Raw genomic sequence first — 14,973 nt, 5'->3', positions numbered from 1 at the left:
AAAACCCTGCGGCTGACACTTTTAATGCCGCTATAGTTCCACAGCAATTGATTTTTACCTGCCCGGCGAGCGATAGTAGATACCACTTTTACCGGCGCCTCACTTTTTCAGTCATTACGTAATCACAGGTAGCAAGATGTCAGAACAGCAGGTTAATAACCTTAACGTCCTCGCTCAAGACGTTCTCACCACGCCAGAAGCGCTCAAGAATGCCGTACCGTTAACCGAGGCGGCAGAGCGTACCGTAATTGAAGGCCGTAAAACCATTCAAAATATCCTGGATGGCAACGACCCGCGGCTGCTAGTCGTCGTGGGGCCGTGTTCAATTCACGATGTGGAAGCCGCACTCGACTACGCCCGCCGTCTTCGCACACTGGCCGACCAGGTCAGCGACAGCCTGTATATTGTGATGCGCGTCTATTTTGAAAAACCACGCACAACGGTTGGCTGGAAAGGTCTGATTAACGACCCGCACCTTAATGACTCCTTTGAGATTGATGAAGGCCTGCATATCGCCCGCAAGCTGCTGGTCGATCTGGCAGAAATGGGCTTACCACTGGCGACCGAAGCACTCGACCCCATCTCACCTCAGTACCTGCAGGACTGCATTAGCTGGTCTGCGATTGGCGCCCGCACCACCGAGTCACAGACCCACCGGGAAATGGCGTCTGGCCTCTCCTGCCCGGTCGGCTTCAAAAACGGCACCGACGGCAGTCTGGACGTGGCGATAAACGCGCTTCAGTCCGTGGCCAGCCCGCACAATTTCCTGGGCATTAACCAAGCCGGTCAGGTAGCCATTATTCGCACCCGCGGCAATGCTTACGGCCACGTCGTTCTTCGTGGCGGCAACGGCAAGCCTAACTACGACAGCGTGAGCGTCGCCCTGGCGGAGAAAGAGCTTGAGAAAGCCAAGCTCTCACCCAACATCATGATCGACTGCTCCCACGCCAACTCCAACAAAGACGCCGCGTTACAGCCGCTGGTACTGGAGAACGTTACCAACCAGATCCTGGAAGGCAATACCTCCATTATCGGCCTGATGGTTGAGTCCAACATTGGTTGGGGCAACCAGAAACTAACCGCAGACCTCAGCCAGCTACAGTATGGTGTCTCCATTACCGATGCCTGCATCGACTGGGACACGACGGTAGAAACCTTCAACCGCATGAACGATAAGCTAGCCACCACCCTGGCCAAGCGCATCGCCAAATAACGGTATCACCGCGATAACAGCGACGGCAAAACCCCGCTTCGGCGGGGTTTTTTACGCCCGGTTAGCGACTGATTTCACGCCGAAATGGCGGTAGCGCATCTAACAGGGCCTGCCCATAGCGGCGGGTAATCACCCGTTTATCCAGTAAGGTGATTGTGCCTCGGTCGCTCTCTTTGCGAATCAAACGCCCGCACGCCTGAACCAGTTTAATAGACGCATCAGGCACGCTAATGCGCATAAACGCATTGCCGCCCTGACTCTCAATCCACTCCGCCAATGTTGCACCTACCGGATCGTCGGGCACCGCAAAGGGCAGCCGAGTAATCACCACGTGCGTCAAATAGTCGCCAGGGAGATCAATCCCTTCCGCAAAGCTCGCCAAGCCAAAGATGATACTCCCCTTACCTTTATCAACGGCCGCTCGATGGCGTTCAATAAGCTCACGCTTGGGTAGCGCATCCTGAGCAAGCACGCGCTCTTTTACCATCGCAGGCAGGGCTTTATCCACCGCCCGCAGCTGAGCACGGGAAGAGAACAGCACCAGCGCCGCTTCTTTTTCGGCCAACTGCGACACAAACGTGACAATCGCCCGCTCATGGGCCTCCCTGTCGCCAGGGTCGGTGGCCTCTTGGGGGACTCGCAACACCGCATTGGCGTAATCAAAGGGGCTTGGCAGTGCCTGATAGCGATAGCGATTGGCCAATCCAGCCCGCTCCTGCAGGCGCTCAAAGCGCCCCAAAGCGGTCAAGGTCGCTGAGGTGACCACCGCACCGTGGCAGCGTCCCCATAAATGCTTGGCCAGGGTATGCGCCGCTGACACGGGGCTAGCTGAGAACTCCACTTCCGGTTCGCCTGCAACACGGCTAAGGGTGATCCAGCGGGCGCTGGGCGCCTCATTGGCCACATCCTGCTCGCTAAACGCCTGCCAAAGTGCATGGGCTTCTAAGGCTCGCCCATGCAGCAGCGCCACCAAGGGCAGCCAGGTTTCTGCCTGCTCACGATCAAGGCCGGTCTGCTTATCAGGATCAAGACTCTCGCGCAGTATATCGCTGATACTCTCGAGACAACGCGACAGTGACGCAAACATCACCAATAGCTGCTGCGCCTGCTCCCGCAGCGCATCGGGAACTTGGCCCTTTTCAAAACGCGATTGATGGGTGGCCTCTTCGTCTGCTAAACCATTAGGTCGCTCCGCCAACTGGTGCCCCATGCTAAATACGTCACCTAGCGCAGGCTCCAGGTTATGAATCAGCTCTGGCAAGCTCACCAATAAGCGAGACACCGTGGGCTGAATGGCTAACGCCTGGTGAAGGTCGGTCAGGCTGCTTCTCAGCGTTTTTAACCAGCGCAGACAACCGTGCACCGCAAAACGGTGGGCAAAGTGAGAAAGCGCCTTTTCGGGCAGGTGGTGGCCTTCGTCGAAGACAAAGATGCAGTCCGCGGGATCAGGCAGAATTGCGCCGCCACCCAAGGCCAAATCAGCCAGCACAAGATCGTGATTGGCGACAATGACATCCGCATTTTCAAGCTCGCGGCGGGAGCGAAAGAACGCGCAGGCACCAAAGTGACCGCAGCGCCTTCCGGTGCACTGGCGATGATCCACCGTAAGACGGCGCCAGTGGGCATCCTCAATCGCCTCGGGCCAGTTGTCGCGATCCCCCTCCCACTCACCCTGGCCATAGGCTTGAGCCATATCGCTGGCAATGACCGCGAAGTCACTACTTTGGGTTTGCAGTGACTGTTCAAACAGCGACAGCGTTGGGTTGGGCTCGGTACCTTCGAGCGCCTGATCCAAGCGCGCCACGCAGACATAGCGGCCACGCCCTTTGGCTAATGCGTAGCGAAAAGCGATACCGCTGTGGCTAGCGAGCGAGGGTAAATCCTGGTTGAGCACCTGCTCCTGGAGAGCGACCGTGGCCGTTGAGATGATTAGCCGCTTGCCCCGCGCTTTAGCGATCGGCAAGGCAGCAATCAGATAGGCCAGGGTTTTACCCGTGCCGGTGCCCGCTTCGAGCACACAGACATGGGTATCGCTGGTTCGCTTGCCCTCGCCGTCGCTCTCGATATTTCCCAGCGTGCGGGCGATTTCGGCGATCATCATGCGCTGACCATAGCGTGGCGTTAGCTCAAGATTCTCCACCACGCGACGATAAGCGTCCTGAATCTCGCTTTTAAGGGCATTATCCAGCATGCGGTTTAGAGCATACCTTCCGGCGGATGTACGCAGGGCAGTTTGTCATTGATGTAGCGTTCGATTTCCGGCAATGAGAAAGCATCCTCTTCGCCAACGAAGCTAATCGACACGCCCTTAGCACCGGCGCGTCCGGTACGACCAATACGGTGTACATAATCTTCCGGGTCTTCGGGCAGGGTGTAATTGATGACGTGGCTAACGTCTTCAATGTGGATCCCACGGCCAGCAACGTCAGTGGCGACCAATACCTGAATCTCACCTTCGCGGAAGCTTTCCAGGGTTTTGATACGCTGATTCTGTGGCACATCCCCCGACAGCATCGCCGCACTGACACCGGCCTTTTTCAGCAGGTCGTCAAGCTTGCGTACCAAGTCACGACGGTTACCGAACACCATCACGCGTTCGAAGCTCTCCTGTTGGAGCAGGTTAACCAACAAGCGCTGCTTGTCGTCATCGGACACCAGGTACACACGCTGATCGATATCCGCCTGATTCTCAACGGTCACTTCGATCTCAACGTGGGCAGGATTTAATGTCCACTGGCTGGCAAGGTTCAGGATGTCGTCGGTAAAGGTGGCCGAGAAGAGGAAGGTCTGACGCTCCTCTTTTTTCGGCGTGTAGCGAATAATCCGCTTAACATCGGGAATAAAGCCCATCGACAACATACGGTCGGCTTCATCCAGCACCAATACTTCGACTTCATTGAGGTCGATATCGCGCTTCTGGTGGAAATCCAACAGCCGCCCTGGCGTTGCCACCAGAATATCGATCTTGCTGCCCAGGCTTTCACGCTGCTTCTGGTAGTCCATACCGCCGACCACGCTCGCCACATTGAGCTGCGTGAAGCGCGCTAACGCTTTGGCATCTTTTTCGATCTGCAGCGCAAGCTCGCGGGTAGGAGCAATAATCAAGGCACGCGGCGCGCCAGGCTTTTGTCCATTGGGTGTTGGCTCTTCCAGAAAGTAGGCCATCACCGAGATCAAAAAGGCGGCGGTTTTACCGGTTCCCGTTTGCGCTTTGCCGACAATGTCGCCACCTAATAGCGTTTGGCGCAGGGCTTCGGCTTGAATAGGCGTGCAGTACTCAAACCCCTGGGCATGAATAGCGCGCATTAAGGGCAGCGGCAAATCAAAGTCATGAAAGCGCCACTTGCCTGCCACGGCGGGCACCTGAAACTGACGAAGATCCCAGCTCGACTGGCGACGACGCGGTTTACGACGGCGACGTTTTGGCTTGCGGTTCTGGGCCGGTGCTGTGGTCTGTTCCGACTCGCTCATAGGCTGTCTATCTGTCCATTGCTGTGGAAGTTGGCATCATGAAGCGCGCATTGTACCAGGGCTTGGCGATAAGAGCGCGTCCTGCTGTCGAAGGAGTCCCAAGGCCTGTTAGAATAGCCGTTAAATCGACGTAAGGAGCGCGACATGACGCGTAAGAAAAAAACTCGTTCACTGGCCGACAAGGTAACCATTCGTACCGGTCGGCGTAAGGATTATAAAAAATGGCGCCACGACAATCCTGATCAAGTCGCCCCTTCGCGCCGTTTTGTAGCGAAAAAACAGCAGCAGCGCAAACTTCAGGCGGTGAGAAAACTGGCCCGCCAACAGAGTGGGCAGGATATTGCCATTCACCCTGACAAAACTGGCAGCGGCGTCAACAAACCGCACGGGGACGACTCATAATGCGCTTGGTTTCGTTCAACATTAATGGCATCCGCGCACGGCTTCACCAGCTACAGGCGTTGATCGACACTCAGCAGCCGGACGTGATTGGACTGCAGGAAACCAAGGTGCAGGACAGCGAGTTCCCGCTTGCCGACGTAGAGGCCATGGGCTACCACGTTTTTTATCATGGCCAAAAAGGCCATTACGGTGTTGCCTTACTGTGCCGCCAAGCACCCGAAGAGATTTTTTACGGTTTCCCCAATGACGGGGAAGACGCTCAGCGCCGCATGATCGGCGTTCGTCTAATCGCAGAGGATGGAGAAACCGTGACGGTATGGAACGGCTACTTCCCTCAGGGCGAAAACGTTACTCACCCGACCAAATTTCCCCATAAAGAGCGCTTTTATGGCCAGTTAGCGCGACTGCTCAACGAGCAGCACCGCCCCGACGAGCGGCTGGCGATCATGGGCGACTTTAATATCTCGCCGGAAGATCAGGACATCGGCATTGGTGAAGCTAACCGTAAGCGCTGGCTGCGTGAAGGCAAAGCCAGCTTTCAGCCCATTGAGCGCGAGTGGCTCGAAGGCATTAAAGCCTGGGGGCTTAGCGATAGCTACCGACTCTGCTACCCAAACAGCGCTGACCGCTTTAGTTGGTTCGACTACCGCTCAAAAGGGTTTAATCAGGAGCCCAAGCGCGGCCTGCGTATCGACTATATTCTCGTCACCCAGGCGCTTGCAGAAAAGGTTACCGGTGCGGGTATCGACTACGACCTGCGCGCCATGGAGCGACCTTCAGATCACGCGCCTACCTGGAGCGATTTTGATATTGCGCTTAAAATCTAGACCTCTCTGCATACGGCGCTAGGGCGCCGCGAGGGCGCTGTGAACCCATCCATGGGCGCTACTTTTGCCATCCCTGGAAAAAGACCCTCGCTTTACCCTATCGCCGACCTACTGAACTGGACAAACATCTTTTCTGCGTGAGATTAACTAGTTGAAACTGGCCAGCCACTGCTCCGCTTCATCGTCACCTAATGACGAGGCGCGGGCAAAGGCTTGTTTCGCTTGCCCATCCTCACCCCAGGCGTAAGCGAGCTGGCCATAGGCTCGCCAGTCGGCGGCAGTTTGCGTATGCAGCGCCAAGGCGTGCCAGGCATTTAGGGCCTTCTCAACGTCTTTGGCCTGCCGCCAGGCGCTGGCCAGTAGACGCAGATTCGACTCGTCGCGGACAATATCGCCCTCACTCATCGCCCGCTCTAGGTGTTCTGCCGCCCTTGCGGGGGTGCCGCCGGCGAGATGGAGTTGAACCAACAGCCAGAAATCTTCCTGCTCGGTTAATTTGCCTAATTGCCACGCCGTCTCCCACAGGCCAGCGGCAACCCCTGACTGGCCAGCCTGCTGAGCAAGGCCAGCGGCTTGGCGCCAGTCAGCAGCGTCGCTTTGCGCATTCAAGCCATCCAGCAGCCAGCCCAAGGCCTGATCGCCTTGCCCTGCATTGCGATACACAGCAAGCGCTAGCGTCTGCTGAACTTCGTTTAATTCTGGCGTCTCATTAACCGCCTGCTCTAGCCAGTCGGCAGCTTCTTCCCACCGCTCCTGTTGCGCCAGCAAGCGGACTAACTGCCATGTAGTATCAATATCCTGCTGACTGGCTAACCACTCACTGAGCAGCTCAATGGCCTGATCACGCTGACCGGCAGCACGACGCAGTGAGGCTTCCTCACGTAGCCAGCGAGCCGCCTGGGCGTTATCAACCCCATTTAAGCCACGTGCTATCGCCAGCCGATCCGCTGCCTCAGCGTGTTGATCCTGGCGCGCCAAGGCGCCTGCCGCCAATTGCTGGTAGAGGGCGCTAGCCCACTGATCCGATTGATTGCCTGGCGCCAGGCGCTCGGCCTGAGCAGTCGCACGCTCAACAATCTGAGCTAACGCGCCTTCTTGCAGTTGACTATCTTGTAATTGAGCCTGCAGCGCATTGAGGTCAGCAATCACATCACCCTGCAACGCTGGACTCGCCAGTGCTGAGAATGACCATGCGCTAAGCATTAAACAAACGCTGAGCGATAAAATCGATAAAGGGCGCTTCATAGCTACCTCAACTGAAACTCGACCCGCTGGGTGGCATTGCGTAATCGATCATCGGGTTCAAATTGCCACTTAGCAATCGCGTCTCGCGCGGCATCGTCAAATACGCGGCGCGGCTGCGCATTGGTAATACGTATAGAAGAGCTGTCGACGCTTCCATCGCGGCGAATTGTAAACGTCACTTCCACAAAACCTTCCATGCCACGCCGCTGAGCACGAGGCGGATAAATGGGTTCAGTCTGGCTAGTTGGAGTGGCCCGTCCAACATTAACTGGCTCATTCGAAGGCGCTGGCTCAGCCGCTGGAGCAGCCTCGCGCTCAGCGGGCTCACTCGTCTCAGCAGCAGGCGCTGGCTCAGCGGGCGCTTCCTGTGGCGGCGGCTCAGGCGCAGGTTCTGGCGTGGGCTCAGGCCGGGGCTCTGGTTCAACTTCCGTTAGCTCCGGGAGTTCGCTGTCCATTTCTACCGGCTCAACGGGTTCATCCGGCAGTTCTACTTCCGGCATGCTGATAGTGCTCTCAGCTACGGGCGGTGGCTCGGGAGCTGGCATGGGCGGCGGCGTTTGTTGCGGCACCGCTTCAACGGGCTGCGGTGCGGGTGCCTCTTGTTCGGGGGCCACTTCCGGTGCCTCAACCATCGTCATCGCCATACTCATGGTCAGCTTTTCGGGCTCCCGCTCGGGGGGAGCGACAAGCTGGGCAAGCAGCCAGAACAAGCCCACTGCCAGCACGACGCCTCCCATTAACGACAGCATGTGGCGCATCATGACCCACTCCGACTCGCTGCCACCGCCACTTGGTCAACCCCCGCTTCGCGCAGGCGATCCATCACCTCGATCAGCAACCCAGTCGTGGATTCGCGATCCGCCTGGATAACCACCGAGCCATCGTCGCTCAGCATATCGGCCACCTGCTGCCCAACCCGGTGGGCATCCACAGGACTACCATCTACCCACACTGCGCCCTCTGGAGAAATCGCCACAAGCACCTGGGCATCTGGACGCGGCGTGGCGGCACTGGATTCCGGGCGCTCAATCTCGACACCACTCTCTTTGACAAAGCTGGTGGTGACGATAAAGAAAATCAGCATGATAAAGACCACGTCGAGCATGGGGGTAAGGTTCACCTCATTGCTTTCAGCAGTTGCATCTATGGAACGACGTCTACGCATCACTCTCCTCCAGTGCCCGAGCCAAGCGGTCATGCAGCCGCTGGTCTTCACGACGAATGACGTGCTCTAAACGACTAATAAATAACAGCCCTACCACAGCGACGGCCATACCGGTCAAGGTAGGCAGCGTTGCACGGGCAACACCGTCGGCCATGGCACGCGCCTGATGAGTCTCACTCAGCGAAAGACTGTCGAATACACTGATCATCCCCGTTACCGTGCCTAATAATCCCAGTAACGGGCACAGCGCGACCAACAGCTTTAACCATGGCAAGGGCTTGCGCAGCCTGGCGACGAGCGCCTCTGCCCACACATGGCGCAGCGTGCGTGCACTCCAGCTGGTGTGGTCATTGCGCGCCGCCCAGCGGCGCAGCAGTTGACGCCTTGCTATACGCCAGGTGATTCGGTAGTACCACCAGCGCTCCATGGCCATGGCGAACACCAACACGGCCACCACTGCCAGAACGACCAGCACCGCACCACCCGCCTCCACTAAGCGCTCAACGGGTTCGAGCCAGAGAGGAAGAGTGGACATGTTAATTCACCACGGGCGTTTGAGATTCCAGATGATCTGCCAATGTCGCACTCGCCTGCCCTTCAATCACATGGGTCAGATAGCGACTGCGACCTGCCAACGCTGTTTGCACAAACAGCAGCGGCACGGCGGTAATCAGGCCCAGCACAGTAGTCACCAGCGCCTGGCTAATACCACCCGCCATTAGCTGCGGATCACCGGTACCGAATACGGTAATCGCTTGGAAAGTCACGATCATGCCGGTTACCGTGCCCAGCAGGCCGAGCAATGGCGCAATGGCAGCCAGTAGTTTGACCATCGGTTGGCTGCGCTCCAGCCGAGGCAGTTCGGCCAGCACAGCCTCATCCAGCCGCGCTTCCAGTGCTTCAGGGGTTTGATGCTTATCCATACCCTCGAAGCGTAACAGCACACGCCCTAGCGGGTTATTGGCCCGCAGTTGATCAAGGGATTGGCGCTGGCGTTTAACACGCAGACTGACCAACACTAGATAGAGGTACTGGCCAAGGCCGACAATCATGCCCAGAACCCCCAGCGCTACAACCACGTAGCCTACATAGCCACCCTGCTGGAAACGCTCCCATAGACTGGGCTGCTGGGCCAGGGCTTCCAGCACACTGCCCTGAGTAGGATCCACCGCAAACACATTACTTTCGCCCTGGTAGTAATCCGCCAGCAGCCCGCCAATGGCACTGGGGGTACGCGGCAAAACCACCAGGTTGCCGTCATTTTGACCACGCTCTACAAGCTCGCTCTCGGTAAAGGCTGCAAAATCGCCCAATCGTACCAGCTCGCGGGTGGCCACCTCGCCATTAGCATCGGCGACCGGCATTGAAAGCCGCTCGGCACGACCGGTGCGCGCCGTTAGCGTCGCCAAGCCATCTACCAAGCTTTCCAACTGATGGCGCTCAAGTACTTCGACTTCATCCAAACGCGGCGGCAACGAACCCTCTTCGAGGGTGAGCAAGCTCTCCTCCCCCAGCGCATTGCGAATCTCGGAGCTATGCCGGGCCAGATTGTCCAACAATCCGGAAAGCGCTTCGCCCTGCTCTGCCTGACGTTCGCTCAGTTCACTGGCTTGCTCTGTTTGCTCTGCCTGCTGGGCCTCTAACGTTTCATGCTGCTGCTGGGCCTCTTCGTTCTCGGCGCGCGCCTGCTCCAGTGCGGCCTCTAGCGCCTGCTGATCATCCAGGAAGTCCATTAACCGCTGTTGGTCACGCGCTTGCGCCGCCTCACGGGCTTCACGCAACGAAGTAGCGTTTTCGGTTTGTGCTGTGGCTGCACCACTGAATGCCGCCAGCACTATTAGTGTGCAGATAGCGCCAAACTGCCCTATGGACAAACGACCAGCATGCTGGCGATTAAACGTTAGGCTAAAACGACTCATGGCTGCTCTCCCTGCTGATCATTGACAGTAATCGAGAGCGGCAAGGTTAATAGATCCGGTGCGCGCTGATCTTCCGCCATGCGCAGACCACTGCGCACTTCGCGCAGGTACTCGTCATCCAGCGACTGCCATTCGCCACTTTGGGCGCTCCACACGCCACCCTCGCGGCCATCGGGGGTTAGGTAGTAAAAGCCGATACGTCCGATGCGCAAGAAGTCCACTTCACGTTCGCGACCATCCTGGCTTAAACGACCCCGCCAGCTGTCCATCTCCTGACCATAATCGAGTTCAACGCGCCACGCTTCGAGCAGTCCATTAATACGTTCAATGGTGTTTTGCCCCTGCTCATCGGGCTGTCGCTCAACCCGTGCCAACCGTTCATCACGCAAGAACGGCAAGTCACGCTCAATCCATTGGCTCAACTGCGCTGACATGTTTTGCTCAATCACGGGCAGCGCTGCACGGGTCTCTTCCAGCGTATCCAGCGCCGTCGCCAACCGCTGCTGGCGCGCAGCCTCTTCCGCCAAGCGTCCACTCAGTGAGGCATTCTCAGCCTCCAACTGGCGGGTTTCGCGCTCCAAACGGCGCAGCTCTTCCAACTGCTCGCGGGTTTGCTCATCAGCAGCATCAATCTGCTCCTGGAGCGCTGCCTGAGCCTGCTGGGCTTCTACACTCTCGGCCGCTTGAGCCACTGCTTGTTCACTTGCCAACAGCGTGCCACTGACCAGCACTCCCGCTAGCCACCATCCACGCAAGGCAAAGAAAGGCCTGTTCAGCACGTCGACTCTCCGTCACTGAGTAGCGGGCGGCGGACGCCGCCCCACTAGAAACTAATTGGGTATCAGAACGATTTGCGTTTATCTTTCACGCTGACTAGCCTACCACTAATAGAATAAATGACAATATTTATCATTAGCAATCAATCGATTTTTGCTTACCTAGCGCGCATAAAAAAAGCGCCCTTCGGCGCCCGTTATTACAATATTCAAGCTTAATAGTTAACCACTACGTACTCTTTCGTCAGCGGTGCCAGCGGAAGCAGCCAAGCCTCTTCACGGGTTACCCATCTTGCTTCGGCAATTTCAGCCGCCGCCTCGACAGGCTCATCGATAACAAGGCTAAATAGATGCGCTTTGAGCACCATGTCCGGCTCATTGGCGGCGGGAGCGCTGTATACGCCTAGCGGAATCAGTTGATCTTCATTAACCTGCAAGCCCAACTCCTCCTTCAGCTCACGGCACAGCGCCCTTAGGGCAGTTTCCCCTGTATCGATCTTGCCACCGGGCTGCATAAAGAAAGATGTATTGTGCTTACGCACCAATAGCAGGCGCCCATCAGGGTCGCTTACGACGGCAGCGGCGATCTCTAATACGTTAGCTTCGCTGGCTGACATACACCCTCCTCTATGCTCATAACTTCCGGTGTGAGATTAAAACGCCCAGTCGTCGTCTTCTGTAGCGACGGCTTTGCCGATCACGTAAGAGGAGCCAGAGCCGGAGAAGAAATCGTGGTTCTCGTCGGCGTTGGGTGAAAGTGCGGCCATGATGGTCGGATCCACATCGGTAACACTACTGGGGAACAGCGGCTCAAAGCCAAGGTTCATCAGCGCTTTATTGGCGTTGTAGTGAAGGAATTTTTTCACGTCTTCACTGAGGCCGACCTCGTCATACAGCGACTCGGTGTAGCGCACTTCGTTGTCGTAGAGCTCCAACAGCAGTTCGTAGGCGTAATCTTTGACTTCCTGCTGACGCGCGGGTGTCGCTTCCGCCATTGCCTGCTGGAATTTGTAGCCAATGTAGTAGCCGTGTACCGCTTCATCGCGAATGATCAGACGAATCAAGTCAGCGGTGTTGGTCAACTTGGCATGGCTTGACCAGTACATTGGCAGGTAGAAGCCAGAATAGAACAGAAACGACTCAAGGAACACGCTGGCGACTTTGCGCATTAGCGGATCATCCGAGCGGTAGCGCTCTAAAATGAGCTGGGATTTTGCCTGTAGCGTGGGATTCTCTTCGCTCCAGCGGAAGGCGTCATCCACATCGCGAGTGGTGCAGAGCGTCGAAAAAATCGAGCTGTAGGAGCGCGCATGCACTGATTCCATAAAGGCGATGTTGGTATAAACCGCCTCTTCATGGGGCGTGCGGGCATCTTCCATTAATACTGGCGCACCGACACTGCTCTGAATGGTATCCAGCAGCGTAAGGCCGGTAAACACGCGGATCGTCAGCTGTTTTTCTTTATCAGTCAGGGTATTCCAGGACTGAATATCGTTCGACAGCGGGACTTTCTCCGGCAGCCAGAAATTACTGGTCAAGCGGTTCCATACTTCCAGGTCTTTATCATCCTGAAGGCGGTTCCAGTTAATCGCGTCAACCCGCGATAAACGTTGCATGGTATTCATATCACTCTCTCAAAGCCCGGCTATGAGAGCCGGGCTAGCGAAACTTATTTATAAAAACTGGCTATAAAAAGCTGGTTTTAAAAACGAACGCTCAATACATACAAGGCGTATCAACAGACATCAGTGCCATTACAGCGTGCAGGAAACGCAGCCTTCTACCTCAGTACCTTCTAACGCACTCTGGCGCAGGCGAATGTAGTAGAGCGTTTTGATGCCTTTGCGCCAGGCGTAAATCTGCGCTTTATTGATATCGCGCGTGCTTGCGGTGTCCGGGAAAAACAGCGTTAGCGATAAGCCCTGGTCGACGTGCTGCGAGGCTTCCGCATAGGTGTCGATGATCTTTTCCGGGCCGATTTCATAGGCGTCCTGGAAGTAGTCAAAATTCGCTTCATCCAGGAAAGGCGCCGGGTAATAAACACGCCCCAACTTGCCCTCTTTACGAATCTCTATTCTCGCCGCCACCGGGTGAATACTGGAGGTGGAGTTATTGATGTAGGAGATCGACCCCGTCGGCGGTACCGCCTGCAGGTTACGGTTATACAAACCGTGGGCCATGACCGAGGCTTTGAGCTCCTGCCAATCGTCTTGAGTCGGCAGCGCAATACCGCTGCGCTCGAACAGCTCACGCACTTTGTCGGTACGCGGCAACCATGCCTGATCGGTGTACTTATCAAAGAAGCTACCCGATGCGTAGGTGGAATCCTCAAAACCGGCAAACGACTCTTTATGCTCAATCGCCAAACGGTTCGACGCACGGATCGCATGAAAGGCCACGCAGTAAAAGTAGAGATTGGTAAAATCCAAGCCCTCGTCAGAACCGTAGTAGATATGCTCCCGGGCCAGGTAGCCGTGCAGGTTCATCTGCCCCAAACCAATCGCCCGCGACTTCGCATTGCCTTCAGCAATAGAGGGAACGCTGCGCAGGTTGCTCATTTCCGAAACGGCGGTAAGGCCGCGAATAGCGATTTCCACGCTGGTGCCGATATCGCCTGAATCCATCACCTTGGCAATATTCATGGAGCCCAGGTTACAGGAGATGTCCTGGCCGATTTGGCGATAACCCAGATCGTCGTCATACTCCGTCGGCGTATTGACCTGAAGAATTTCAGAGCAAAGGTTACTCATGTTAATGCGGCCAGCAATCGGGTTGGCGCGATTAACCGTGTCTTCGAACATGATGTATGGGTAGCCTGACTCAAACTGCAGCTCGGCGAGGGTTTGGAAGAAGGCCCGTGCATTGATCTTATGCTTGCGAATGCGCGCATCCGCAACCATCTCCTGGTACTTCTCGGTAACGCTGATGTCGCCAAAGGGCACGCCGTAAACACGCTCTACATCGTAGGGCGAGAACAGGTACATGTCGTCGTTGCGCTTGGCAAGCTCGAAGGTAATATCCGGAATCGTCACGCCCAACGAGAGCGTTTTGATACGAATTTTCTCGTCGGCATTTTCCCGCTTGGTATCCAAAAAGCGCAGGATATCCGGGTGGTGAGCGTTGAGATACACCGCCCCTGCCCCCTGGCGGGCCCCCAGCTGGTTAGCATAGGAGAAGGCATCTTCCAGCAGTTTCATAATCGGGATAATGCCCGACGACTGATTTTCGATACGCTTAATGGGCGCGCCGGACTCACGAATATTGCTGAGCAGAAACGCCACGCCGCCGCCTCGTTTGGAGAGCTGCAGGGCCGAGTTAATGGAGCGGCCAATCGACTCCATATTGTCTTCGATACGCAGCAAAAAGCACGACACCAGCTCACCGCGCTGCTGCTTGCCGCAGTTCAAAAAGGTGGGCGTCGCGGGCTGAAAGCGGCCGCTAATGATTTCATCCACCAGCGACTTCGCCAGCGTTTCGTCGCCCCGCGCCAGGGTCAGCGCGACCATGCAGACACGGTCTTCGTAACGCTCTAGATAGCGCTTGCCATCAAACGTTTTTAGCGTGTAGCTGGTGTAGTACTTAAAGGCGCCCAAAAAGCTTGGGAAGCGAAACTTATAGGCGTAAGCCTGCTCGAACAGCGCCTTGATAAAGGCGAAGCTGTACTGGGCCAGCATCTCGGCTTCGTAGTACTGCTCTTCGACCAGGTAATCGAGCTTTTCTTCCAACGAGTGGAAGAACACCGTGTTCTGGTTAACGTGCTGCAAGAAGTACTGGCGTGCCGCTTCGCGATCCTTATCCAACTGTAGCTCGCCATTGGCACCGTACAGGTTGAGCATGGCGTTAAGAGCGTGATAGTCCAGCGTGCGCGCTTCGGTCTTAGCTGCTGGCCGCTTGGCCTCACCGCTGCTAGTGGACACGTCGTTCGAGACTGAGTCTTTCGGCGCTGAGTCTTTCA

Annotated in this window: 14 protein-coding genes; 3 read left to right on the top strand and 11 right to left on the bottom strand. The window is 56.5% G+C overall.

The window, feature by feature from the left end:
* Positions 1 to 136 precede the first annotated feature (136 nt).
* Complete coding sequence (locus tag ACFIOZ_RS08860) at positions 137 to 1,213, top strand: 3-deoxy-7-phosphoheptulonate synthase (RefSeq protein WP_088701728.1); 1,077 nt, start codon at positions 137 to 139, stop codon at positions 1,211 to 1,213.
* Between the two features lie 61 nt (positions 1,214 to 1,274).
* On the opposite strand, the gene dinG is transcribed toward ACFIOZ_RS08860, so the two are convergent.
* Both dinG and rhlB read right to left on the bottom strand, forming a co-directional pair.
* On the bottom strand, positions 1,275 to 3,404 hold the full coding sequence (gene dinG / locus ACFIOZ_RS08855; protein WP_226249600.1) for an ATP-dependent DNA helicase DinG: 2,130 nt from the start codon (positions 3,402 to 3,404) through the stop codon (positions 1,275 to 1,277).
* Between the two features lie 5 nt (positions 3,405 to 3,409).
* Positions 3,410 to 4,684, bottom strand: a complete 1,275-nt coding sequence (gene rhlB / locus ACFIOZ_RS08850) for an ATP-dependent RNA helicase RhlB (RefSeq protein ID WP_226249601.1) — start codon at positions 4,682 to 4,684, stop codon at positions 3,410 to 3,412.
* Positions 4,685 to 4,828: 144 nt separating this feature from the next.
* Here rhlB and ACFIOZ_RS08845 point away from each other — a divergent pair, with 144 nt between their 5' ends.
* Both ACFIOZ_RS08845 and xthA read left to right on the top strand, forming a co-directional pair.
* The gene (locus ACFIOZ_RS08845) at positions 4,829 to 5,086 is read left to right on the top strand and encodes a hypothetical protein (RefSeq protein WP_226249602.1); all 258 of its coding nucleotides are present in this window, start codon (positions 4,829 to 4,831) and stop codon (positions 5,084 to 5,086) included.
* Positions 5,086 to 5,913 (top strand): exodeoxyribonuclease III, encoded by an 828-nt coding sequence (gene xthA, locus ACFIOZ_RS08840; RefSeq protein WP_386083297.1) that lies wholly within the window; start codon positions 5,086 to 5,088, stop codon positions 5,911 to 5,913. Before ACFIOZ_RS08845 ends, xthA begins: the two co-directional genes overlap by 1 nt.
* 147 nt (positions 5,914 to 6,060) lie before the next feature.
* Here the strand turns inward: xthA and ACFIOZ_RS08835 are convergent, their stop codons facing one another.
* The 9 genes from ACFIOZ_RS08835 to nrdE form a co-directional block, all read right to left on the bottom strand.
* Positions 6,061 to 7,158, bottom strand: coding sequence for a hypothetical protein (locus tag ACFIOZ_RS08835; RefSeq protein ID WP_386083296.1), 1,098 nt, complete (start codon positions 7,156 to 7,158; stop codon positions 6,061 to 6,063).
* Between the two features lie 2 nt (positions 7,159 to 7,160).
* Positions 7,161 to 7,919, bottom strand: coding sequence for an energy transducer TonB (locus ACFIOZ_RS08830; protein ID WP_265154502.1), 759 nt, complete (start codon positions 7,917 to 7,919; stop codon positions 7,161 to 7,163).
* A complete protein-coding gene (locus tag ACFIOZ_RS08825) occupies positions 7,916 to 8,323 on the bottom strand; it encodes an ExbD/TolR family protein (protein WP_022523852.1) in 408 nt (135 codons plus the stop codon). The genes ACFIOZ_RS08830 and ACFIOZ_RS08825 overlap by 4 nt, the downstream gene beginning before the upstream one ends.
* Entirely contained in the window at positions 8,316 to 8,858 is a 543-nt protein-coding gene (locus ACFIOZ_RS08820; protein WP_088701735.1) for a MotA/TolQ/ExbB proton channel family protein, read from the bottom strand. The genes ACFIOZ_RS08825 and ACFIOZ_RS08820 overlap by 8 nt, the downstream gene beginning before the upstream one ends.
* A 1-nt stretch (position 8,859) precedes the next feature.
* The gene (locus ACFIOZ_RS08815; protein WP_386083295.1) at positions 8,860 to 10,242 is read right to left on the bottom strand and encodes a MotA/TolQ/ExbB proton channel family protein; all 1,383 of its coding nucleotides are present in this window, start codon (positions 10,240 to 10,242) and stop codon (positions 8,860 to 8,862) included.
* On the bottom strand, positions 10,239 to 11,021 hold the full coding sequence (locus tag ACFIOZ_RS08810; protein WP_226249606.1) for a DUF3450 domain-containing protein: 783 nt from the start codon (positions 11,019 to 11,021) through the stop codon (positions 10,239 to 10,241). The genes ACFIOZ_RS08815 and ACFIOZ_RS08810 overlap by 4 nt, the downstream gene beginning before the upstream one ends.
* 212 nt (positions 11,022 to 11,233) lie before the next feature.
* On the bottom strand, positions 11,234 to 11,635 hold the full coding sequence (locus ACFIOZ_RS08805; protein ID WP_226249607.1) for an NUDIX hydrolase: 402 nt from the start codon (positions 11,633 to 11,635) through the stop codon (positions 11,234 to 11,236).
* A 36-nt stretch (positions 11,636 to 11,671) separates the two neighbouring features.
* Positions 11,672 to 12,643: a class 1b ribonucleoside-diphosphate reductase subunit beta gene (gene nrdF, locus ACFIOZ_RS08800; protein WP_088701738.1), complete on the bottom strand. Its 972-nt coding sequence runs from the start codon at positions 12,641 to 12,643 to the stop codon at positions 11,672 to 11,674.
* 129 nt (positions 12,644 to 12,772) lie between these two features.
* Positions 12,773 to 14,935: a class 1b ribonucleoside-diphosphate reductase subunit alpha gene (nrdE, locus tag ACFIOZ_RS08795; RefSeq protein ID WP_226249617.1), complete on the bottom strand. Its 2,163-nt coding sequence runs from the start codon at positions 14,933 to 14,935 to the stop codon at positions 12,773 to 12,775.
* Between the last annotated feature and the right edge of the window lie 38 nt (positions 14,936 to 14,973).

This window comes from Vreelandella sp. F11, assembly GCF_042466685.1.
In the GTDB taxonomy this organism is placed as follows: domain Bacteria; phylum Pseudomonadota; class Gammaproteobacteria; order Pseudomonadales; family Halomonadaceae; genus Vreelandella.
This window is presented reverse-complemented; position numbering and strand designations above follow the sequence as displayed.

Bases quoted from the DNA above. Each gene is read 5' to 3' on its own strand.
- ACFIOZ_RS08860 (WP_088701728.1), top strand. From the start codon at position 137: ATGTCAGAACAGCAGGTTAATAACCTTAACGTCCTCGCTCAAGACGTT.
- dinG (WP_226249600.1), bottom strand. From the start codon at position 3,404: ATGCTGGATAATGCCCTTAAAAGCGAGATTCAGGACGCTTATCGTCGC.
- rhlB (WP_226249601.1), bottom strand. From the start codon at position 4,684: ATGAGCGAGTCGGAACAGACCACAGCACCGGCCCAGAACCGCAAGCCA.
- ACFIOZ_RS08845 (WP_226249602.1), top strand. From the start codon at position 4,829: ATGACGCGTAAGAAAAAAACTCGTTCACTGGCCGACAAGGTAACCATT.
- xthA (WP_386083297.1), top strand. From the start codon at position 5,086: ATGCGCTTGGTTTCGTTCAACATTAATGGCATCCGCGCACGGCTTCAC.
- ACFIOZ_RS08835 (WP_386083296.1), bottom strand. From the start codon at position 7,158: ATGAAGCGCCCTTTATCGATTTTATCGCTCAGCGTTTGTTTAATGCTT.
- ACFIOZ_RS08830 (WP_265154502.1), bottom strand. From the start codon at position 7,919: ATGATGCGCCACATGCTGTCGTTAATGGGAGGCGTCGTGCTGGCAGTG.
- ACFIOZ_RS08825 (WP_022523852.1), bottom strand. From the start codon at position 8,323: ATGCGTAGACGTCGTTCCATAGATGCAACTGCTGAAAGCAATGAGGTG.
- ACFIOZ_RS08820 (WP_088701735.1), bottom strand. From the start codon at position 8,858: ATGTCCACTCTTCCTCTCTGGCTCGAACCCGTTGAGCGCTTAGTGGAG.
- ACFIOZ_RS08815 (WP_386083295.1), bottom strand. From the start codon at position 10,242: ATGAGTCGTTTTAGCCTAACGTTTAATCGCCAGCATGCTGGTCGTTTG.
- ACFIOZ_RS08805 (WP_226249607.1), bottom strand. From the start codon at position 11,635: ATGTCAGCCAGCGAAGCTAACGTATTAGAGATCGCCGCTGCCGTCGTA.
- nrdF (WP_088701738.1), bottom strand. From the start codon at position 12,643: ATGAATACCATGCAACGTTTATCGCGGGTTGACGCGATTAACTGGAAC.